Genomic DNA, 19,815 nt, shown 5'->3' on the forward strand with positions numbered 1-19,815 from the left:
AAAAATAAATGAATACGTTCGTAAAGCAAACACTGACTGTTAGCGTTTTATCGACGATGATTGCGAGTACAGCATTTGCTGCACCTACGGAGACTCCTCCTGCATTTATCAAAAAAGTAGCTGATGGCTTAATTTCACGTTTAAAAGCAGACCAAGCTAAGTTACAAAATAACCCTGCTGCGGTACGCGCAATTGTTCGTCAAAATTTAGATCCATATATTGATTCACAATCATTTACTCGTATCGTGATGGGAACTTATGCAACGAATCAATATAGTAATGCTGCTCAACGCGCACAGTTTGAGAAGAACTTCCGTGAAACATTGATTGAAAACTATGGTAGTGCTTTCTCTAAGTTTTCTAATCAGACATATACAATTCGTCCGTATAAAGCATCTAACACTAAAAACCCTGTTGTAACGATTGATTTTATTAACAAGGGTGAGAAGATCCCTGTATCGTTCCAATTGGCTGATAAAGGTGATCAGTGGAAGATTCGCAATATCAACGTTTCTGGAATTGACTTAGGTTTGCAATTCCGTAATCAGTTTGCTGCTACTGTGAAGCGTAATGGTGGCGATATCAATAAAGCAATTGCAAACTTTAAGCCTGATGCTGAAGCTGCAGTTGAGAAAAAATAACAGAGAACAATTGTGATTTCACTCAAAGATCAAGAAATTATGGTTTCTGGAAAAATTAGTTTCGACAATGCTGAACAGTATTATCAACAAGGTTTAATGTTGATTCAGCAGGCAAAGCAGTTTCCACTTACTGTAAATTTATCAGGTCTTGAACATGGTAGTACTCTGGCGCTAGCTGTTTTAGTGCGTTTATTGCGTCAAGCACCTGGAACATCGAGTTTACAGTTTAAATCTGTGCCAGAAAAAATGATGAAAATCATTCAATCTTGCCATTTAGAAAATGATTTAAAATTGATTTGATTGAAAAATAAAAAAGCACCTTAGGGTGCTTTTTTATCGCTTTAAAATAGTAATTTACTCAACAGAAGGTACTTCATACGTTGTTTAAAAAACACAACATCCAAGCGTGCTCAAATCCATTTTTTCCATCTAAAATAAATCAGTGGTCCAAATAAGAATACTAGGATAATCAGACTGACAACAACAAAGCTCGTCGTTCCTTGAGCAAAGGGCAGTACATCAGTGTTCATACCATAAATACTGGCCACCAACATCGGGGGAGCAAGCATGCTAGGTAAAATCGAGAATCGACGAATCGTATCATTCTGTTCAGTATTAATGAAACCCGAAGTGGTATCCAATAGGAATCGAACCTTTTGGAACAAGAATGCATCATGTTCTACTAATGAGCGAACATCCTCACTGAGTTCTCGAATATCAGCATCATAAATATGACTGCCTAAGGCACGAGGTCTGGCTAAGAAGGTCAGAACGCGGCGTAAGTCAATCAAACAGAGTTGTGCTTTACCCAACATATCTTCTTTTTGAGCAAGACGGGTAATCATATCATCGAGATCAAGAATTTGTTCACGGTGGCGAACATTCAATACTTCTGTAGAGTAGAGTTCTAAATCCTTGTGGATATCTTCTAAGATATCCGCAAGCTCATCGAGTTTAGCTTCGAGTAAACCCAAAAGTATCCAAGTCGGATCTTTATAGTCAATGTCGTAATCATTACGGCGAGCACGTGCTCGAAAGGCACGGAAAGCAACGAGCTTTTCACCACGTAAAGTAAATAGTCGATCTTTATGTAAAATAAATGCAACGGTTTGAACCGTTCCTAGCATATTGGATGACTCTTCAGGGTCACCATCGACTTGGTAGTTTTTATTTTTCGTTAAAAAATACGTACTGATATGTAAAATGCCATCATCATCACGGTAGAATCGTGCAGATGAAGAAATATCTTCTAATGATTTTAGTGTTGGAAGATTTTGTTTATAGGCATCTAAAACCCATTCTTGCTCATCTTGAGAGGGTGCAATTAAATCGATCCAAACCAATTCAGGGTGTAAATCAAACCCACCATTGATCGTTGCATCTTCTAGACTACCGCGCTCTGTGGCATAAAAGGCTTCAAGCATTTTATCTTTTCTCCCTTGCGCAGTTTGTGTGTGAACGATGGGTGTATTTTAGACAAGGATGCCATGAAAAAAAACCAATTCCATCATTAATTGGGTTAAAAAACACAGAACATATCATTTTAATTGTTGTTATAAAAACTTAAGGCTAATTTTAAATGAATTCTATTGCAATATTTTGTGGTTCAACATTAGGTTCCGATCCTGTTTATGCTGATGCAGCAAAGAAAACAGGGAAATATTTAGCGCAACAAGGCAAGACCTTGGTGTATGGTGGCGGTCGTTCAGGATTAATGGGTATTGTTGCGGATAGTGCATTAGAGGCTGGTGGAAAGGTCATTGGCGTGATTCCACAAGGATTGGTGGATCGTGAATTAGCACATCCAAATTTGACTGAACTTCACGTTGTTACCAGTATGCATGAGCGTAAAACGCTGATGGCAGATTTGTCGGATGGTTTTATTGCCTTACCGGGTGGTGCAGGAACAATTGAAGAAATTTTTGAACAATGGACATGGGCGCAACTCGGTATTCATCTTAAACCCTGCGCATTTTTAAACATTAACGGGTTTTATGATGATCTATTACAATTCATTCAACATACGACAGATCAAGAGTTTACTCGAGCTCGCTTTACCAATGCATTAATCAATTCAACTTCAATCGAGGATATTGTGTCAAAATTCGAGTCTTATCAGGCACCACAACCGAAATGGGGTGTCCAAGATCGAGAAGATTTGGTGAAACTAGATACATGAGCAAAGTCATTACTGTCGCAGCAGCGATTATTTCCAATGAGGATCAGCAGTTGTTGTTGGTTCGAAAAAAGAATACCCAGTTTTTCATGCAAGTTGGTGGGAAGTTAGAGGAGAATGAGCCTTCTGAGGACACGATTCTGCGAGAAATTAAAGAAGAAATTGGCGCTGAGGCAGTAATAGATCAATATATAGGTCGTTTTGAAACCAAAGCTGCAAATGAAGCGGATCATCAGTTGATTAGTTATCTCTATCGAGTTCAGCTTAAACAAGAGCCTCATATTCATGCAGAAATTGCTGAAATGAAATGGATCGATTTAGATGATGATGCTACGCCTTTAGCACCGTTAACTCGAGAAATCGTGATTCCTTGGTGTAGGCAGCATTTTAATGCCAATTAAAACTTAAAGTGACTGTGTCAATATTCTGCGGCTGCAATGCATGCGATCTGAACGTTCTGACAGCCGAGCTTTTCTAGTGCATTGGCCAACGCATTGACTGAACTCCCTGTGGTCACGACATCGTCAATAATCAGGATATTTCTAAACTTTCCTTTTTCTGAACGTATTGGTTTGAATTGAGATTGAATATCCTCGATTCTTTCTACACGTGTTAAGCCTTTCTGTGAGTGTTGTGCTGAACGTTCAATTGGCTGCCAAATGGGTATTTGCAGTTTTTTGGAAAGAATTTTTCCGATGACCATCATTTGATTATAACCACGCTCTTTCAAGCGCTCGTTTGAAATAGGCATAGGTACAATCGCTTGAAAACGTTTCAGTTTAAGTTCTAGCAATGTGTGTGCTAGAAAAGTTTGATAATGAAGTTGTTGTTCATATTTGAATAAGTGAATAATGCGATCTATAGGAAAGCTATAGTCGAAACAAGCATAAATATTTCTTTCATGTCGATGAATGAGTGAAGGGCTTTTCCATGGGAGCATTGTCCAACAGTCATCACATAATCTGTGGGTTTGAGTTGGAGAGAATCCACATAATTGGCAAGCGCGTCGTGATAATAATGTGTGATAGAGGTTATGAATAGGGCTCAGCATCATGGCTCAAGTTATTTTTATTGTGAGTACCTATGATTATAGCTGAGCTCGTTGATTAAGGAACATATTAAACATACGCATATCTAGGTGCTTCTGGTAACCATCGTTTAAGAAGAGCATCCGCTTGATGTGGGTAATCTTTTAAAATTTGAGTCGCGACATAGTGCGCTTGAGTTAACAGATGGTCATCACGTTCCAATTTAGCCACGCGAAAGCCCATGTCTCCAGTTTGTTTCGTTCCTAACAGTTCGCCTGGGCCACGGATTTCCAAATCTTTTTCTGCTATTAAAAAGCCATCATTGGTTTCACGCATAATGCGTAAACGCTCTTGTCCATTCTGCGATAAAGGACTTTTATACAATAATGCGCAAAAACTTGCTTTAGCACCTCGACCCACACGCCCCCTTAATTGATGTAGTTGAGATAGACCCAGTCGCTCCGCATTTTCAATGACCATGATGGATGCATTTGGTACATCCACTCCAACTTCGATCACAGTTGTTGCGATCAGCAGTTGTAATTGATTGTCTTTGAACTGTTGCATGACAGCTTGTTTTTCATCAGCTTTCATTTTGCCATGAACCAAACCAATATTGAGGTGCGGAAAGCGTTCTTTAATCTCCTGATAAGTCGCTTCAGCAGCTTGGGCATCTAACGTCTCTGATTGTTCCACTAATGTACAGACCCAATAAGCCTGCTTACCTTCAGCGCAGTTTGTCGCAATCCGCTGCAGGACCTCTTCACGACGATCGAGTGGAATAGTGACTGTTTGGATTGGGGTACGCCCTGGGGGTAACTCATCAATCACAGAAGTATCTAAATCTCCGTACGCTGACATTGCTAACGTACGTGGGATAGGGGTGGCGGTCATTACTAACTGATGTGGTGTCGTATCCTGTGCCCCTTTATTTCGTAATGCTAGACGCTGGTCAACTCCAAACCGATGCTGTTCATCAATGATGACAAGACCCAATTTATGAAACTGGACGTTATCCTGAAATAGTGCATGAGTGCCGACGACCAATTGGGCAGAGCCTTCTCTAATCTGCTGTTCTGCAGCAGCACGTGCTTTCCCTTTTTGTTTGCCTGATAACCAAGAAACTTGGATGCTGAGTGGTTCGAACCATTTTTTAAAATTTAAATAATGTTGTTCTGCGAGGATTTCAGTCGGTGCCATAAGAGCAACTTGCCATCCCTCTTCGAGTGGATGACATGCCGCAATGCCTGCTACTAGGGTTTTGCCTGCGCCTACATCACCTTGCACCAGTCTGAGCATCGGTTTGTTTTGTTTAAGATCTTTCACAATTTCATTTGAAACACGTTTTTGAGCATTCGTCATTTCAAAGGGAAGTGTGGAGAGAAGTTGTTTGGCAAATGTTCGACTGGCTGAAAATGCAGGTGCGGAGATCTGTTGAATGTATGCACGACGAGTCAATAAACTAATTTGATGACTGACTAATTCTTCAAAGATGAGACGTTGCTGCGCAGGATGCTGTCCTTCAGCCAGTTGCAACATATTGGCATCGGTGGGAGGGTGATGAATATATTCTAGTGCTTCTTTTAAAGCATACCCATTGGTAAATTTTGCAGGAATCAGTTCTGGTAAATCATAGGCATGTTGTGCTAAAGCTTGTTTAATATATTCGCGCAGTTTAGGTTGAGTGAGTCCTTCCGTTGATGGGTAAATTGCGGTTAGCTGCGTTTTTGGAAGTGGTGTATGATCCGTAATCAGTTGAATTTCTGGGTGATACATTTCTAGGCCACGAGCGCCTACTCGGATTTCACCAAACACTCTTAAACGATTTCCAGGCTTTGCGCGATCCATCAATGCTTTATAAATATGATAAAAACGTAAGGTGACTTTTCCAAAATCATCTTGTAATAATATTGCCATGGATTTGCGTTTACCGGGCGGCATATCCATTGATGCGACAGTGCCTTCAAGTAAATAGCTTCGACCTACTTGAAGGTGATTCATGGGCACAATAGTACTGCGATCTTCATAATCTCGAGGCAGATGAAACAAAAGATCATCCGTATTCCAGATATTTAATTTTTCGAGTAAAGCGGCAGCGGCGTTTCCTACACCTTGCAACTGATGGACTGCAGTCATGTCCCCTCAACTTTGCTTAAATTGAATTTATAACACTAGAGAATAGGTCTTACATGCATATTCTATTTATCGGTTATGGTAAAACATCGCAACATGTTGCTAAACAATTATTTCAACAAGGACATCAAATTACCACAGTCAGTTTAAGCAGGAAAGATCAAGCAGGTGCTATGCATCTTCAACAAGATATACACCAACTTGATTTATCGACATTGTCGCCTATTGATGCAGTATACGTGTTGATTGCACCCAAAGACCCATCACTAAACGGGTATAAAGCAGCTTTCATAGATGCGATTCCACATATGAGAAATCAGCTGGCACTGCATCCTATCCAAAAGATTATTGTTGTCTCATCGACACGCGTTTACGGACAAGATCAAGGGGAGGAGATTGATGATCAAACAGAGATCAATCCGCAAGATGAGAAAGCATTAGTGTTAGCCACAATGGAGAAGCTTTGGCAAGAAGCCTTTCCACAGCAATGTATCATTGTGAGACCCACTGGTATTTATGGCGTATCCGTGAAGAGAATGATGCAGCTTGCTCAAAATACAATGGACTATCCCAATGTGCATTGGTCGAATCGAATTCATATCGAAGATTTAGCGGGTTTTCTTGTCCATTTACTTCACGTGGAACATCCAGAAAAAACTTATATTTGTAGTAATAATCAACCCATTCCATTACATGAAATTATTCTGTGGTTCCAAAAGCAGTTAAACATCCCTTCATTAAAATTATTGAGTGAGGCACAGCGTGGAAAGAAAATTTATGCCTCTCGAATGTTAAGCACTGGTTTTAAATTGAAACATGCTCAATTTTTTAAGGATTATCGAGAACTCATTTAGGCATAAAAAAACCCTCACTGGGGAGGGTTTTAGATACTATTTTTTCTTGCGTTTTAAGCGTTTTTTGGCTTGTTGATCAGCAACTGCATCCAAAGCTTCTTTGAGCTCTTCATCGTTAAATGAAGTGATATGTTGCAACATTTGTAAGGTTACATCATCTAGTACCAAGTTGGCATATTGAGCAACCTCTTTGAATTGTGCATCAAAGACTATTGCGCCTTCTTCGTTATTACTGATATAGCCTTGTTGAGTCAGAACTTTGATAAAACTTTGGAAGAGCGCTTTATCAAAGAATTCAGGTGAGTTGAACTCATAAAGTACAGATAAACGCTGACCTAATAGATGGCTTAAATCTTCGACCTGCTTGGTCGTAATATTTCCAGAGCCACGTTGAGTAATTAGGGCAAGTGTCATGTAGTAGCGTTCAATACTTTGCTTCACTGGAGCAGCAAGCACGACTAACTGATTGTGTTGTTCAGAGTTAGGTGCAGGGCTACATAAATTTCCATGTTCATCAATCGTAATCAACTGTGCTTCCACCAGACCTTGAACATAGTTACAGATCTGTTCTTTAAGCTCATCCGTATTCCATTTAAGGAAAAGTTCAGCTTTCAAGAATGGATAAAGTGTACGAATGACATTAATCAAATCGCCCTGTGAAATTTTACCATTGTGCTCGACCATCGCAGCAATCAGTGATGGCAAGACATAAGCATGCAAAATATTATTGCGGAAATATGTCAGTAATACTGCTTGACCATCTTCAATCGCAATGATATCGCCAAGGACATGTTTTACACGCTTAATCAACTTGAGTTTTAAACCATAAGCAATGATTTCTTTACCAGACAGTGGTGTGATTTGAACTCGATGATCATAAGGTAAAGCTGTTAGAAGATTGCGATAGGTATCTAACTGTTTAATACAAATCTCTTCATCAAGCGTGTGCTTGGAAGTCGATAGAAGAATAAGTGACAATAACGAAACTGGGTTGATAACAGCAGCACGGTTAATATTTTCAAGAATTGCATTTGCTGAGGTGTTGACTGCATCAGAAACTTCTTGAGGAATCGGGTCATCATTCTTCTCAATTTTGATATGTTCAGCACCATGCTGTTTCAAAATCTCATCAAGGAAGACGGGTTCACCAAAGTTTACGTGTACTTTACCGAAGATGCGTTCAATCTTTCTTAAGGTTTGTAAAATACCAAAGATAGATTCGGCCTCTTTAGGCTTACCATTCATTTCACCGACGTAAGTTGCACCTTCCATCAGGCGTTCATAACCAAAATAGGTCGGGACAAATACAATAGGTTTAGCACGACCACGCAAATGACTATGCACAGTCATTGCCAACATACCTGTTTTCGGCGGTAATAAACGTCCAGTACGTGAACGTCCACCTTCAATAAAGTATTCTAATGGCGTGTTGCGCGATAGGATACTGTATAGATATTCTTTGAATACTGTGGTGTATAACGCATTTCCACGGAAGGTTCGACGTATAAAAAATGCACCGCCACCACGTAAAAGCTGTCCAACGAATGGCATATTCAGGTTATCACCTGCAGCAATGTACGGTACCATCATCCCACGCTTATAAATCACATAAGAGAGTAATAGGTAGTCAATATGGCTACGATGACAAGGTGTATAAATAATTTCGTAGTCTTTCGCTAATTCACGAACTGTATTGAAATTATGTACTTCTACGCCGTCATAGAGTTGAGTCCAAAGACGCGTCAGGGCTTGTTCTGCAAAACGTACGGTTGCATGAGAATAGTCTGATGCAATTTCATTCACGTAGCCGATCGCACGGCGCTCAGCTTCAATCAAACTGATTTTAGAGCGAATACTTTCTTTGCGAATTCCGTCCTGAACATCTTGAGATTTAATCAATGATTGCATCACGTTTCGACGATCTGACAAATCTGGACCTAATACAACTTCACGCTGACGATCTAGATAATCATTGAGTTGATTGACGATATATGTTGCAGGAGACAAGTTTGGATGTGTTACACGTGCGTAATCTACCAATTCGCGCAGTGATTTTGGTTCATGAAATTCAAGAAAAGATTGGCGACCATGTAAACCAATGTTCATCAGTTGTTTAACAGTACTTGGCGTTGCCCAAGTGTCCGTAAATAGCAATTTAAATAATGAATCTTCTTTGTCCGGTGAGCGGCCCCACAGTACAGTCACAGGTACAAGTTCAATGTCAGTATCTGGGTGCTTATCCAATATCTCGATCAATCTGAGGAGACGAGGTGGAAATGCATGGGGTGGCGGATTAAGTAAGTTTGTTTCATCTTGGTGTTGTAAAAATAATACAGCAGCTTTCTCTTTATGGTCCCCGATCATGAGTGGGTCAAGTGCTGGCGCGAGATTTAATCGACGAGTTTCGCCGTCAACCACTAACGCATTACTACGCGAGTAATTTTGTAATACATAGCACACCACTTTTTTGTGAGTCGTGTTATTTTCAGTGGGTGGTGTTGAAGGTTGGGTTTCAGTAGGAACCTCTCCAAGAACATGCGGTGTTACTACGAGGTCAAGCAACTTACTGGAAAGTCGACGATACATTTGACCAAAGCCATTCTTGGACATACATACTCCTAGCCAAAGACGAATTTCGCATGACGCGAATGAAGGCAATTATTTTCTTAAATCTGTGATCAAAACAATATGTCATTTTCTAACAAAATGCACAGAATTTGGATGAATTTTCGTTAATAATCGTATTTTTAGCCAAAATATCAAATTTGTTTTATGACAATATAGTCAAGCAAAGTTTAGTTGTTTACTCGGAAATTATGGCAATATAGAGATTGAGTCATTAAATTGGAAAATCTGTTTAAATTCAACAGGCCCAATTTAATGTCGTAGCAATGAAATATATAGGTCCGATATGAATCAGCTCACGCAAGAACTCGTAGATTTACTCACGCTAGAAAGACTTGAAGATAACATTTTTAGAGGCAAAAGCCAAAATTTGGTTGGAAAACGTGTCTTTGGTGGGCAAGTTCTAGGTCAAGCGTTACGTGCTGCTTCATATACAACTGATCGCCCTGCACACTCATTGCATGCATATTTCTTATTTGGTGGAGATGTTAATGCACCCATTATTTATGAGGTAGATCGAATCCGAGATGGGCGTAGTTTTGTGAGTCGCCAAGTTCGTGCGATTCAACATGGCAAGACGATATTCATGTGTATGGTATCTTTTGCAGACCAAGAAGAGGGTCTCAATTATCAAGTTGCTGAACCCGAATACCCGCCAGTAGATGGGTTAAAATCTGAAGCTGAACTCAAGAAAATGATTGTGGATTTTGTACCAGAGAATGTACGTGCCAGCTTTATGCGTGATCGTCATGTTGAAATTAAGCCTGTAATGCCAGTGAATCCATTCCAACCACAACCTGAGGCGCCGTCTTACGCGCACTATATTCGTACACATGATCGTTTGGCTGATGATGTAGATGAAAACGCATTACATCAGGCGATCGCTGCTTTTTATTCAGACTTTACTTTGATGACAACCGCGCTTCGACCACATGGACTCAGTTATATTTCACCGAGTTTACAGTGTGCCAGCATTGACCATACCATGTACTTTCATAAACCATTTCGTGTAGATGATTGGATGCTCTATGACATGGAGGCAACGATTAGTGCAAGTTCAAGAGGATTGAACTTTGGGCGAATGTGGCAAAATGGACAATTGGTCTGTAGTACAGTACAAGAAGGTCTAATTAGAATTCGTGAAATCGAAACGCAATAAGATAATTGATCTATGCTTCAAGCCAAATCTTCAGATTTGGCTTTTTTACTTCATATTTGTATTTATAAATTATTCGTTTCGGTTGCAAAGCTAACAAGAAAAAATGATCGATTCTTGAAGTCGCTCATGGCATAGTGCGACTAATAAATCAAAATGAAAAGCACAGGACATGAGTCTAAATACGCAAATTTTAATTGCTGCAATTTTAGGTGTGGCTTTTGGCATCTTGTTAAATGTATTCCCTGATACAGCATTTTTTAACGGAAGTTTATATGGCTTAGGGATTGCCAGTAGTATTTTTATTGGTCTACTTAAACTATTACTGATTCCTCTAATTTTTAGTTCTATTGTTGTCGGAGTTTCCAATCTGCAGACTGGTGGCCAACTTGGTAGAACTTGGAAAATTACCCTTGCTTGTTGTGTCACAACCACAACGTTGGCGCTGATTTTAGGGCTTGCGTGTGCGCATCTTTTCGAGGTCGGGAAGGGTGTAGACATCACTATTTTTCAAGAGACCATGAATCAGCATCAGACGCCTGATACTTTGACTCCCTCGAGTTTTTTTACCAACTTTATCCAAAATACACTAATAAACCCGTTTAAAGCATTTGCTGAAGGTAATGTGTTAGCCGTTGTCGTTTTTGCACTTTTAATTGGGGTGGCTCTCGTTAAAGGTGGTGAAAAATTTAAAACAGTGAAAGCGTTGAGTCAGCAATTTTTTGAAATCATGATGTTGATGATTGGTTGGGTGATGAAGCTCGCACCAATAGGGATTTTTGCGTTACTGGCAAAGTTAATCGCGACGGAGGACCTATCTGTTCTGAGTCGATTAGCAGAATTTGCAGCAGTAGTCACGGGAACGACCATCTTTCATGGCCTTGTTGTTTTGCCTTTGTTGCTCTGGATTTTCGGGAGAATGAATCCAATTACATTTTTTAAGGGAACACGAGCAGCCTTGATTACGGCGTTTGCTACCAGCTCAAGTTCCGCAACCATGCCGCTATCAATGAAGTGTGCTCAGGAAAATTTAGGAGTAAGACCCCAGACTGCAGGATTTGTGATCCCTCTCGGGACACAGTTGAATATGGATGGGACGGCATTGTATGAGGCTGCGGCGGCGCTGTTTATTGCGAATTTAATGGGGCTTGACTTAACGTTAGGACAACAATTGATTGTGTGTGCGACAGCAATGATTGCATCTTTAGGGGCACCAGGTATACCTAGCGCAGGTATGGTTACCATGATTATGGTTTTACAATCAGTTGGACTCCCGGCAGAAGCAATCGCGATATTATTGCCGATTGACCGTTTGTTAGATACCGTTAGAACAGTGGTGAATGTGCAGGGGGATATGATGATTAGTGTTGTTGTAGATCGTTACACGAATCCTGATCATGAACCTATTGAAAAAAATACAGCTTAAAAGATTAGATCAGATATAAAAAAAGCAGGGATCACCCTGCTTTTTTATTGAATACATTATGCAACTTTCAGTGCTGCACGTTCCGCTGCTGGTGACTGATTTAGATAGTTGATCGCATCTTCAGTTTTTGCTTCATGAACAGGGTCATACCAAGGCATTAAATAGCCGAGTTGTTGAGAAACAAGCCAGAATGGGTGAGGAAGTAAACCATTGTCTTTTTGGGCAATTCGTGCCCATTCACGCCAAATCCAAGGTTTGTAAACAGCTGGTTTAATTGATTTAAAGCGAGGGTCTTGACCCATAATATGAGCAGCACCATCAACCCATAAACCTAATACAGCAGCAATCACAACTACACTTTGATAATAGCGAGAAATATAACCACCGCCAAGATGACGATATAAGTCAAATGCAACGGTACGGTGTTCAATTTCCTCAGCACCATGCCATTTTACGAGATCGAGCATATTGGCATCAGCACCCAATTCTCCCCATTGTTTGTTGTACAAGGCATATTTGCCGAGGACACAAGTCATATGTTCAACAGTAGCAATAATACCTAATCTGAATAAATCCCACTGATGATCTAAGGCTTTTGGGACGTTTAGACCTAAAGGTTTATCCGCTAAAAGTTTTCCAAAAAGAAAGTCCATGATATCGAGGTTACGTTGAATATCGATATGACGTGCGCTGAGATATTCTTTATTTGCTGAATTATGTGCTTGAGCGTGCATCGCTTCTTGGCGAATAAAAGCTTTCACATCTTCTGCAAGTTTTTCATCAGTAATTTTGGGTAATACTTTGTTGTACAGACGACAAAACCAAAATTCGCCTGCTGGTAAGATATTGTTAATTTCATTGATAAAATAACTAACGAAAGGCTGATTTGGAACCCAATCTACTGGTGTATCCGCCCACTCAAATTTAACTTTACGAGGTTTGATGTGATACTCAATAGAAGATCCAATCTTACTATTTCTTAATCGAGACAATAATTTCATCACACTTTCCTGAATTTTTGTTGTGATTATCATTTTTCAGTATAAAAAAATGCCCTCAAATAACCTTAGCATTTGAGGACATTGATGTATCAATTAGTGAATGTAATGATTTAACCATTCAGTAGGGTAGATACTATTCGGCTTTGTTGGATTCTAGTTCGGTTGTTTCGCTTGGTGATTCATCATCTTGTTGAATATCATGATCAAAATCTTCATCGATGTCTGATTCACTTACTTCAGGAATTGCACTTAGATCAAATCCGTTAGGTTGCTCAAGCGTAAAATTTAAACGACCAGCAATAACGCTTGCGAGTTCTTCAAGACCTTGCTTATTGAGGGATGAGAACAATTGGATAGAGAAGTTAAGCTTCATTTTCTTTAATTGAGCTTTAACTTCTTGCAATGCTTTGGAAGCTGGACCACGATTTAACTTATCTGATTTTGTTAATAAAACATGGACAAATAATTTACGTGAATAAGCCCATTCTAACATCATGACATCGAAATGTTGTAAAGGGTGTCGTATGTCCATTAACAATACAAGCCCTTGTAAACTTTCACGATGAATGAGGTAGTTTTCAAGCTCTTTTTGCCAAACGATTTTCATGCTTTCAGGTACAGCAGCATAGCCATATCCAGGAAGGTCAACTAATCTTTGTTCGGCATTGCCCATGCTAAAAAAGTTAATCATTTGTGTGCGACCAGGTTTTTTAGACGCACGTGCAAGTTGTTTTTGATTAGTTAATGCATTAATCGCACTCGATTTACCAGCATTCGAACGACCTGCAAAAGCAATCTCATAACCTGTGTCATCGACACATAAATTCAGTTTTGGTGCACTCATTAAGAATTCGGCTTTGCGCAACCAGTTGAGCGCTTGAACCGAATATTCAGTAATCGCTGGATCGGCTTTTTTCTCATAGCTGATCTTTTGCTTTGGGGCATTTGACGCCTTACTGTTTTTCGACTTTCCTCTGCTGTGATGCATAGCTCAACTTCAATAACTCAATTTACAATCAGCTATTATAAAGGAAGTCGCGCATGCAAGCGAATACTCAATCGAATTGAGTAAATCTATGGTGTAACTTGAATGAACGGAATGGGTGAATCTGAATTGAATTTTATACCTAAGGTGGGTATAACATCCTTCAGTTTAAATTGATCTAAATGCTGATAAAACTGTTTGACTGCATGATCTAAAATGCCTTTTAAGCCACAGTCACTTCTTAATACGCATGGTGGGTTATGACACTCTACAATTTGCTGATCGCCTTGAAGTGTTCTCACTAAAGTCCCTAATGAGATATTCAGAGTTTGAGGGGCTAGACGTATACCGCCACCTTTGCCTCGAGTGGTCATTAGCCAATTTTGTTTTGCCATAAAGTGAACGATTTTCATGGCGTGGTTTTCTGAGACCTGCAATTGGTTTGCCAGCTCTGCAATGGTATAAGGCAAGTCGCGAGGTTGTGCGACATACATCAATATACGCAGGGCATAGTCGGTAAATTTATTCAGTTGCATAGATCATCATAAAAGACAGCTTATTCCTATCTTAACATTGAAAGCCCCGCGAACGGAGCTTTCAGTGATCTCTTAATATCTTATTTCGGTTGAAGATTTAGATGAATCAATTTTTTAGTGGCGCAGATACCTCAACAACATCACCTACTTGATAGTGGTTTAATAAGATATTTGCCACAGAATATTCAGTAGCTTCATCTACCGCTTTCACTGTGATTTGATACTGGTCAGCTTGTGCAGCATCAAAGCTAAATTGTTGTGGTTGGCGCATCTCTTGCCCCGGTACTTGGACTCGCACCGAAATATATTCACCTGCTTCAGCCGTCGCAAAGGTGTGACCGTCTTTGGCAGCTAAAGTTAAGGTTTTGGTGTTAGCTTCAGCTTCAATCGCTGTAAGTTTAAATTCACGCCAGCCAGCCCAACCGCCATTTTGTGCAGTCAAAGCTTCATATTTTGATTTTTCAACACCAATTAAAATGTCTGCCAATTGCATATACGCGGCTTTCCAAGCAGCAATCAGATCAGAGTCCATTGGCACATCTAATACTTCGCTGATTGAATGCAGAAGGTTTTCACCCACAATCGAGTATTGATCCGCTTGAATGTCTAAACTTACGTGTTTAGTGGTAATTCGCTCAATCGCTTTTGCCAACACTGTAGGATTTTCAATATTTTCAGCATATGCCAAAACAGCAGCAGCTAAAGCACGTGGCTGACGACCAGTACTTTGATGATCCATGTTAAATGTATTTTTTAACTCGGGGTTGTTGTTCAGCATGCGATTATAGAAATAGGTCGTAAGGGCAACACCATTCTCACGCAGAACGGGAACAGTCGCTTTTACAAGTTCAATATGTTGTGGCGTCATGAGCTTCAACTTTGGCTTTATTAAAAGATATATTTAAAATACATCTTTTGGGGTCGAGCTGCAATATGACTTGCATAGAAAACCTTAAAATAATTATGGGATATTAAAATATCCCATAATGAAGTTAAAAATGATGGGTAAAGGGAGGACTATTTTTTTCCAAATAATGAGCCCAGTAGACCGCGTACAATTTTTTGCCCAGTGCTTCCGCCGAGGCTTCGTGCAGCACTTTTAGCAAACGTACCGACAATATCTTGGGTGAGTTTTTCGCGTTGTTTGGCTGCACGTTCTGCTTCTTTTTGTTGTTCACGGGCAAGGCGTTCTTGCTCTTTAGCAATTTGCTTCGCGTAGGCCTCTTGTTCCTTAGCTTGTTGTTTTGCTAACGCTTCTTGTTCGGCTTGTTGTTGACGCTGAACTACTTTGTTTTGCAGCATTTCAAAAGCACTTTCTCTATCAAGTACTTGCTCATAAACACCTGCAACCACACTGTTTGTCATGAGCGTCTTGCGCTCTTCAAGCGTGATAGGTGTAAAAGATGAATATGGGGGTATGACCCAGCCGCGTTCAACCATTTGTGGCGTGCCTTTCTCATCTAGACAGCTAATCAGCGCTTCACCAACTGCCAACTCCGTAATGGCGTCCTGTACTTTGAATGCAGGATTGGGTCTAAAAGTATCAGCTGCAGTTTTTACTGCTTTTTGATCTTTTGGTGTGAAGGCACGAAGTGCATGTTGAACACGGTTGCCCAGTTGTCCTAAAACACTTTCAGGTAAATCCAGCGGATTTTGTGTGACAAAATAAATACCTACTCCCTTAGAGCGGATTAAGCGTACCACTTGTTCGATCTTTTCTTGCAAAGCAGGGCTGGTATTGTCAAACAGTAAATGTGCTTCATCGAAGAAAAATACCAATTTCGGTTTATCCATATCACCGACTTCAGGTAATTGTTCAAACAGTTCGGAAAGCATCCACAGTAAGAAAGTCGCATACAGCTTTGGTGTGTTCATTAATTTATCGGCAGCGAGCAAATTAATATTGCCGTGACCTTGTGCATCGGTTTGGATAAAATCCATAAGGTCTAATGCAGGCTCACCAAAAAATTGATCACCGCCTTGATCGGACAGTGCTAGCAAATTACGTTGGATTGCACCCAAGCTGGCAGGAGAAAGATTGCCGTATTCTGCTTTAAAGTCAGCTGCATGCTCAGTCACATAAGTGATCATCGCCTTGAGGTCTTTAAAGTCGATCAGTAATAAACCTTGATCATCCGCGATGCGGAAAATCGCAGAAAGCACACCTTCTTGGGTGTCATTCAAATTCAGCATTCGGGCTAAAAGCAATGGACCAATTTCTGATACTGTAGTCCGAATCGGATGACCTTGTTCGCCAAATAAATCCCAAAAAACCACAGGTGATGCGCTAAATGGAATTGATTCAATATTGAGGCTCTTGATGCGTTCATCAAACTTTGAATTGCTTTCACCTGCTTTGGCAAGGCTAGATACATCACCTTTTGCATCGGCTAAAAATACTGGCACACCAATACGAGAAAAGCTCTCTGCCAAGACCTTCAAAGTGACTGTTTTACCTGTTCCTGTTGCGCCGGCAATCAAGCCATGTCGGTTTGCCAGTTGCGAATGTAAAACAATCTCTTGGGGTGTATCTGAGGTTTTTTTTGCGATGACAATTGGTGTGCCCATAATTATTCCTTTTTATTTGATCTTTTGTTGTTGCATTATTTTGAGTGCTTGTTGAATATCTTCTATCAAATCGTGAGGATGTTCCAGTCCTATACAAAAACGAACCAATATTCCTTCTTCTAAATGTGGATGTGCAAGCTCACGCATTTGATCAATTTGATAGAGCATTACTAAACTCACTGGGCCACCCCAGCTAAAACCTAATTTAAACAGGTGGAGAGCATCACAAAAATTGCGTATATCTTGAAGATTATATTTTTTATCAAAAATTACACTGATCAAACCTGCGCTTAATTCTGATAGGCAAACTTCTTTCCAAAAAGTATGACCTGCAGATTTTGGATTGGCAGGGTGCAATACTTGTGCAAACTCATTTTGCTGTTGAAGCCAGCTTAATAAAGTTAGCGCTGATTTAGATTGGTGCGTATAACGGAGTTCCATTGAAGATAGGCTGCGCTGAATCTGTGCGGTGTCATCGCCTGATATAGAAATTCCTTGAATTGCATGCATGCGAAATAGCTTGTGGTATAAATCCTTGTTTTTTGTTACGACACTTCCCATGAGAATGTCACCACCACCGCTTGGATATTTGGTGAGTGCATGGACGGTAATATCGACTGCTAAGTGTTCTGTACCAAAATCAAAAGCATTAAAAGCTAGACCCGCTCCCCAAGTATTATCAAGTGCGGTAAGCATCTTATGAGCTTGAGCTTTTTTCACCAGATTCGTTAAATCTGGAAATTCAAGTGTTACAGATCCTGCAGCTTCTAACCAAATTAACTTAGCTTTATCACTTGGTTTAAAGCTCTCAACATCAATTGGGTTATAGACCTTAACGGCAATACCATAACGTGATTCTAGGTTTCGCAGATGCTCCATATTTGGACCGTAAATATTGTCAGCGACCCAAACTTCATCACCATGTGCTAAAAAACAAGAATTCACCAAGTTGATTGCAGAGAGTCCGCTTGGTGCAAGTAGGCAGTATTCTCCGCCTTCTAATTGTGCAATATTGTCGCCTAGCGTAAACGTAGTGGGGGTGCCATGCGTTCCGTAACTATAGTCATAAGCATCGGTCCAATGGCGATTGAAAAGAGCATCGGTATTTTCAAAAATGATCGTTGATGCACGATAAATAGGGGGTTGAATACTATTTAAAAGTTGAGGTGCTTTTCTAGGGCTGTGTATGAGTTGAGTTTGCGTATTTATTTTCACAATTTACCTGTATAAACCGTCATTTTATAACTAACAAAACATACTACTAAAAAACTGCATAGCTGTGCTTTGTTTAAAATTATTTAACAACCTATAGGTTGGCTTCATTTTTGCAACTGCTAGTGCAATATAAGAATAGTTCGGGTTGGAAAATGAAGCCATTAAAAGTGCATTACTTTCAGCATATTGCTGGTGAAGGGTTCGGAAGTTGTTATGAATATTTAAAATCAATTGGAGCGCAAATTAGTGCTACGGAGTTTTTTGCATTACCTGTTGAGATGGCATTAGAAATCGAGGCGTTACCAGCAATTGAAGATATTGATTTACTCATCATCATGGGTGGAGCAATGAGTGTAAATGATGAGGCAAATTATCCATGGCTAAAAATAGAAAAAAGATGGATCCGTCGATATTTATCACTGGGCAAGCCTGCAATTGGTTTGTGTCTCGGAGGTCAGCTTATAGCCAATGCTTTGGGAGCAAGTGTACGTTTAAATGAACAACAAGAGTTAGGTTGGACTAAAGTCTTCAGAACTCAACATGGTTTATCAGATTACTTTGAAATACCTAAAGAATTGGAAATAATGCAATGGCACAGTGAGACTTTTGAGATTCCTAAAGGAGGCGTCAGACTGGCTGAAAATAATGTGTGTGCAAACCAAATGTACCAAATTGGAAAGAATGTGCTGGGTTTTCAGTTTCATCCAGAAATAACGCCGAAAGTTTTACAAATGTATATTGAGAATGAAGAGCATGAAAAGGTATTTTCTGGCGCTTATGTACAATCTTTAGATACCTTAAAACAAACAAAAAAAACGAGGTTTCATAAAGGGAATGAATTGCTGATCGATGCAATTAATTATGTATTGGGGTTCGGGCAGGGTGTACAAAAGAAAGCCGCCAACGCTTAACCGTAAATTGAGAAAAAATGATAAATAGGTTTGCTTAACAGTTAAACAATCGTTATAATGGGCGACCCTTTAATATTAAGGGCTAAACAACGTTGATTGTTGTTTAGATCGTTACAGTCGTGGCATCGATCACGACCTTAGTGATTTTCACTGCCTCTGACACTTGCCTTGTTTTCGGACAGGGGGAGATGCGTCATGGGTGATTCTTTATATATTTGGCTTGGAGTTTACTGGTATGTCTAACCAGAGAATCCGTATCCGTTTGAAGTCTTTTGATCACCGTTTAATTGATCAATCTTCTCAAGAGATCGTAGAAACAGCAAAACGTACTGGCGCACAAGTTTGTGGTCCAATCCCGATGCCAACTCGCATCGAGCGTTTTAACGTTCTAACTTCACCGCACGTTAACAAAGACGCGCGTGATCAGTATGAAATCCGCACTTACAAACGTTTGATCGACATCGTTCAACCTACAGACAAAACTGTAGATGCATTGATGAAATTAGATCTTGCAGCTGGTGTAGACGTTCAGATCGCATTGGGTTAAGGCTTTCGGTTAA

Annotated in this window: 19 protein-coding genes; 9 read left to right on the forward strand and 10 right to left on the reverse strand. The window is 40.0% G+C overall.

From position 1 onward, the window contains the following. Positions 1-8: 8 nt before the first annotated feature. Complete coding sequence (locus AC1M9C_RS11970; protein WP_035265038.1) at positions 9-641, forward strand: MlaC/ttg2D family ABC transporter substrate-binding protein; 633 nt, start codon at positions 9-11, stop codon at positions 639-641. 39 nt (positions 642-680) lie between these two features. After that, complete coding sequence (locus AC1M9C_RS11975) at positions 681-941, forward strand: STAS domain-containing protein (RefSeq protein ID WP_218945337.1); 261 nt, start codon at positions 681-683, stop codon at positions 939-941. A 110-nt stretch (positions 942-1,051) separates the two neighbouring features. Here the strand turns inward: AC1M9C_RS11975 and AC1M9C_RS11980 are convergent, their stop codons facing one another. After that, positions 1,052-2,065 carry a CorA family divalent cation transporter gene (locus AC1M9C_RS11980; protein WP_035265042.1) on the reverse strand — a complete coding sequence of 338 codons (1,014 nt, stop codon included), beginning with the start codon at positions 2,063-2,065 and terminating at the stop codon, positions 1,052-1,054. Between the two features lie 155 nt (positions 2,066-2,220). On the opposite strand from AC1M9C_RS11980, the gene AC1M9C_RS11985 reads away from it, so the two are divergent. Then, positions 2,221-2,820 carry an LOG family protein gene (locus tag AC1M9C_RS11985; protein WP_481586777.1) on the forward strand — a complete coding sequence of 200 codons (600 nt, stop codon included), beginning with the start codon at positions 2,221-2,223 and terminating at the stop codon, positions 2,818-2,820. Beyond that, a complete protein-coding gene (locus AC1M9C_RS11990; RefSeq protein ID WP_481586778.1) occupies positions 2,817-3,218 on the forward strand; it encodes an NUDIX hydrolase in 402 nt (133 codons plus the stop codon). Before AC1M9C_RS11985 ends, AC1M9C_RS11990 begins: the two co-directional genes overlap by 4 nt. A 17-nt stretch (positions 3,219-3,235) precedes the next feature. Here AC1M9C_RS11990 and AC1M9C_RS11995 read toward each other — a convergent pair whose 3' ends face one another. Beyond that, positions 3,236-3,868 carry a ComF family protein gene (locus tag AC1M9C_RS11995; RefSeq protein WP_481586779.1) on the reverse strand — a complete coding sequence of 211 codons (633 nt, stop codon included), beginning with the start codon at positions 3,866-3,868 and terminating at the stop codon, positions 3,236-3,238. Between the two features lie 67 nt (positions 3,869-3,935). After that, entirely contained in the window at positions 3,936-5,981 is a 2,046-nt protein-coding gene (gene recG / locus AC1M9C_RS12000; protein WP_481953781.1) for an ATP-dependent DNA helicase RecG, read from the reverse strand. A 53-nt stretch (positions 5,982-6,034) separates the two neighbouring features. Here recG and AC1M9C_RS12005 point away from each other — a divergent pair, with 53 nt between their 5' ends. Then, positions 6,035-6,832, forward strand: coding sequence for an NAD-dependent epimerase/dehydratase family protein (locus AC1M9C_RS12005; protein ID WP_481590825.1), 798 nt, complete (start codon positions 6,035-6,037; stop codon positions 6,830-6,832). A 36-nt stretch (positions 6,833-6,868) separates the two neighbouring features. Here AC1M9C_RS12005 and plsB read toward each other — a convergent pair whose 3' ends face one another. Further along, the gene (gene plsB / locus AC1M9C_RS12010) at positions 6,869-9,442 is read right to left on the reverse strand and encodes a glycerol-3-phosphate 1-O-acyltransferase PlsB (protein ID WP_180028255.1); all 2,574 of its coding nucleotides are present in this window, start codon (positions 9,440-9,442) and stop codon (positions 6,869-6,871) included. Between the two features lie 301 nt (positions 9,443-9,743). On the opposite strand from plsB, the gene AC1M9C_RS12015 reads away from it, so the two are divergent. Next, positions 9,744-10,616, forward strand: a complete 873-nt coding sequence (locus AC1M9C_RS12015) for an acyl-CoA thioesterase (RefSeq protein WP_481953782.1) — start codon at positions 9,744-9,746, stop codon at positions 10,614-10,616. A 169-nt stretch (positions 10,617-10,785) separates the two neighbouring features. Beyond that, the gene (locus AC1M9C_RS12020) at positions 10,786-12,039 is read left to right on the forward strand and encodes a dicarboxylate/amino acid:cation symporter (RefSeq protein ID WP_481586783.1); all 1,254 of its coding nucleotides are present in this window, start codon (positions 10,786-10,788) and stop codon (positions 12,037-12,039) included. A 56-nt stretch (positions 12,040-12,095) separates the two neighbouring features. Here the strand turns inward: AC1M9C_RS12020 and AC1M9C_RS12025 are convergent, their stop codons facing one another. The 6 genes from AC1M9C_RS12025 to AC1M9C_RS12050 all read right to left on the reverse strand — a co-directional run bounded on the left by AC1M9C_RS12025 (position 12,096) and on the right by AC1M9C_RS12050 (position 18,344). Then, positions 12,096-13,040, reverse strand: coding sequence for a metal-dependent hydrolase (locus tag AC1M9C_RS12025; protein ID WP_481953783.1), 945 nt, complete (start codon positions 13,038-13,040; stop codon positions 12,096-12,098). A 133-nt stretch (positions 13,041-13,173) separates the two neighbouring features. Beyond that, entirely contained in the window at positions 13,174-14,028 is an 855-nt protein-coding gene (gene yihA / locus AC1M9C_RS12030; RefSeq protein WP_180028257.1) for a ribosome biogenesis GTP-binding protein YihA/YsxC, read from the reverse strand. An 86-nt stretch (positions 14,029-14,114) separates the two neighbouring features. After that, complete coding sequence (locus AC1M9C_RS12035; RefSeq protein ID WP_481586785.1) at positions 14,115-14,561, reverse strand: RrF2 family transcriptional regulator; 447 nt, start codon at positions 14,559-14,561, stop codon at positions 14,115-14,117. A gap of 106 nt (positions 14,562-14,667) precedes the next feature. Then, positions 14,668-15,429, reverse strand: coding sequence for a globin domain-containing protein (locus AC1M9C_RS12040; protein WP_481953784.1), 762 nt, complete (start codon positions 15,427-15,429; stop codon positions 14,668-14,670). A gap of 149 nt (positions 15,430-15,578) precedes the next feature. Further along, positions 15,579-17,129, reverse strand: a complete 1,551-nt coding sequence (locus AC1M9C_RS12045) for a helicase HerA-like domain-containing protein (protein ID WP_481953785.1) — start codon at positions 17,127-17,129, stop codon at positions 15,579-15,581. A gap of 12 nt (positions 17,130-17,141) precedes the next feature. Then, positions 17,142-18,344, reverse strand: a complete 1,203-nt coding sequence (locus AC1M9C_RS12050) for a PLP-dependent transferase (protein ID WP_481586788.1) — start codon at positions 18,342-18,344, stop codon at positions 17,142-17,144. A 152-nt stretch (positions 18,345-18,496) separates the two neighbouring features. Here AC1M9C_RS12050 and AC1M9C_RS12055 point away from each other — a divergent pair, with 152 nt between their 5' ends. Both AC1M9C_RS12055 and rpsJ read left to right on the forward strand, forming a co-directional pair. Then, positions 18,497-19,255, forward strand: coding sequence for a type 1 glutamine amidotransferase (locus AC1M9C_RS12055; RefSeq protein WP_481953786.1), 759 nt, complete (start codon positions 18,497-18,499; stop codon positions 19,253-19,255). Between the two features lie 235 nt (positions 19,256-19,490). Continuing rightward, positions 19,491-19,802, forward strand: coding sequence for a 30S ribosomal protein S10 (gene rpsJ, locus AC1M9C_RS12060; protein WP_004725677.1), 312 nt, complete (start codon positions 19,491-19,493; stop codon positions 19,800-19,802). Positions 19,803-19,815 lie beyond the last annotated feature (13 nt).

The organism is Acinetobacter sp. 24-47-39 (assembly GCF_056783825.1).

What these genes read in the sequence shown, in the direction of transcription:
- AC1M9C_RS11970 (WP_035265038.1), top strand. Translation starts at nt 9, where the DNA reads ATGAATACGTTCGTAAAGCAAACACTGACTGTTAGCGTTTTATCGACG.
- AC1M9C_RS12020 (WP_481586783.1), top strand. Translation starts at nt 10,786, where the DNA reads ATGAGTCTAAATACGCAAATTTTAATTGCTGCAATTTTAGGTGTGGCT.
- yihA (WP_180028257.1), bottom strand. Translation starts at nt 14,028, where the DNA reads ATGCATCACAGCAGAGGAAAGTCGAAAAACAGTAAGGCGTCAAATGCC.
- rpsJ (WP_004725677.1), top strand. Translation starts at nt 19,491, where the DNA reads ATGTCTAACCAGAGAATCCGTATCCGTTTGAAGTCTTTTGATCACCGT.
- AC1M9C_RS12025 (WP_481953783.1), bottom strand. Translation starts at nt 13,040, where the DNA reads ATGAAATTATTGTCTCGATTAAGAAATAGTAAGATTGGATCTTCTATT.
- AC1M9C_RS11980 (WP_035265042.1), bottom strand. Translation starts at nt 2,065, where the DNA reads ATGCTTGAAGCCTTTTATGCCACAGAGCGCGGTAGTCTAGAAGATGCA.
- AC1M9C_RS12040 (WP_481953784.1), bottom strand. Translation starts at nt 15,429, where the DNA reads ATGACGCCACAACATATTGAACTTGTAAAAGCGACTGTTCCCGTTCTG.
- AC1M9C_RS11985 (WP_481586777.1), top strand. Translation starts at nt 2,221, where the DNA reads ATGAATTCTATTGCAATATTTTGTGGTTCAACATTAGGTTCCGATCCT.
- recG (WP_481953781.1), bottom strand. Translation starts at nt 5,981, where the DNA reads ATGACTGCAGTCCATCAGTTGCAAGGTGTAGGAAACGCCGCTGCCGCT.
- AC1M9C_RS11990 (WP_481586778.1), top strand. Translation starts at nt 2,817, where the DNA reads ATGAGCAAAGTCATTACTGTCGCAGCAGCGATTATTTCCAATGAGGAT.
- AC1M9C_RS11975 (WP_218945337.1), top strand. Translation starts at nt 681, where the DNA reads ATGGTTTCTGGAAAAATTAGTTTCGACAATGCTGAACAGTATTATCAA.
- AC1M9C_RS12015 (WP_481953782.1), top strand. Translation starts at nt 9,744, where the DNA reads ATGAATCAGCTCACGCAAGAACTCGTAGATTTACTCACGCTAGAAAGA.
- AC1M9C_RS12045 (WP_481953785.1), bottom strand. Translation starts at nt 17,129, where the DNA reads ATGGGCACACCAATTGTCATCGCAAAAAAAACCTCAGATACACCCCAA.
- AC1M9C_RS11995 (WP_481586779.1), bottom strand. Translation starts at nt 3,868, where the DNA reads ATGCTGAGCCCTATTCATAACCTCTATCACACATTATTATCACGACGC.
- AC1M9C_RS12055 (WP_481953786.1), top strand. Translation starts at nt 18,497, where the DNA reads ATGAAGCCATTAAAAGTGCATTACTTTCAGCATATTGCTGGTGAAGGG.
- AC1M9C_RS12035 (WP_481586785.1), bottom strand. Translation starts at nt 14,561, where the DNA reads ATGCAACTGAATAAATTTACCGACTATGCCCTGCGTATATTGATGTAT.
- AC1M9C_RS12005 (WP_481590825.1), top strand. Translation starts at nt 6,035, where the DNA reads ATGCATATTCTATTTATCGGTTATGGTAAAACATCGCAACATGTTGCT.
- plsB (WP_180028255.1), bottom strand. Translation starts at nt 9,442, where the DNA reads ATGTCCAAGAATGGCTTTGGTCAAATGTATCGTCGACTTTCCAGTAAG.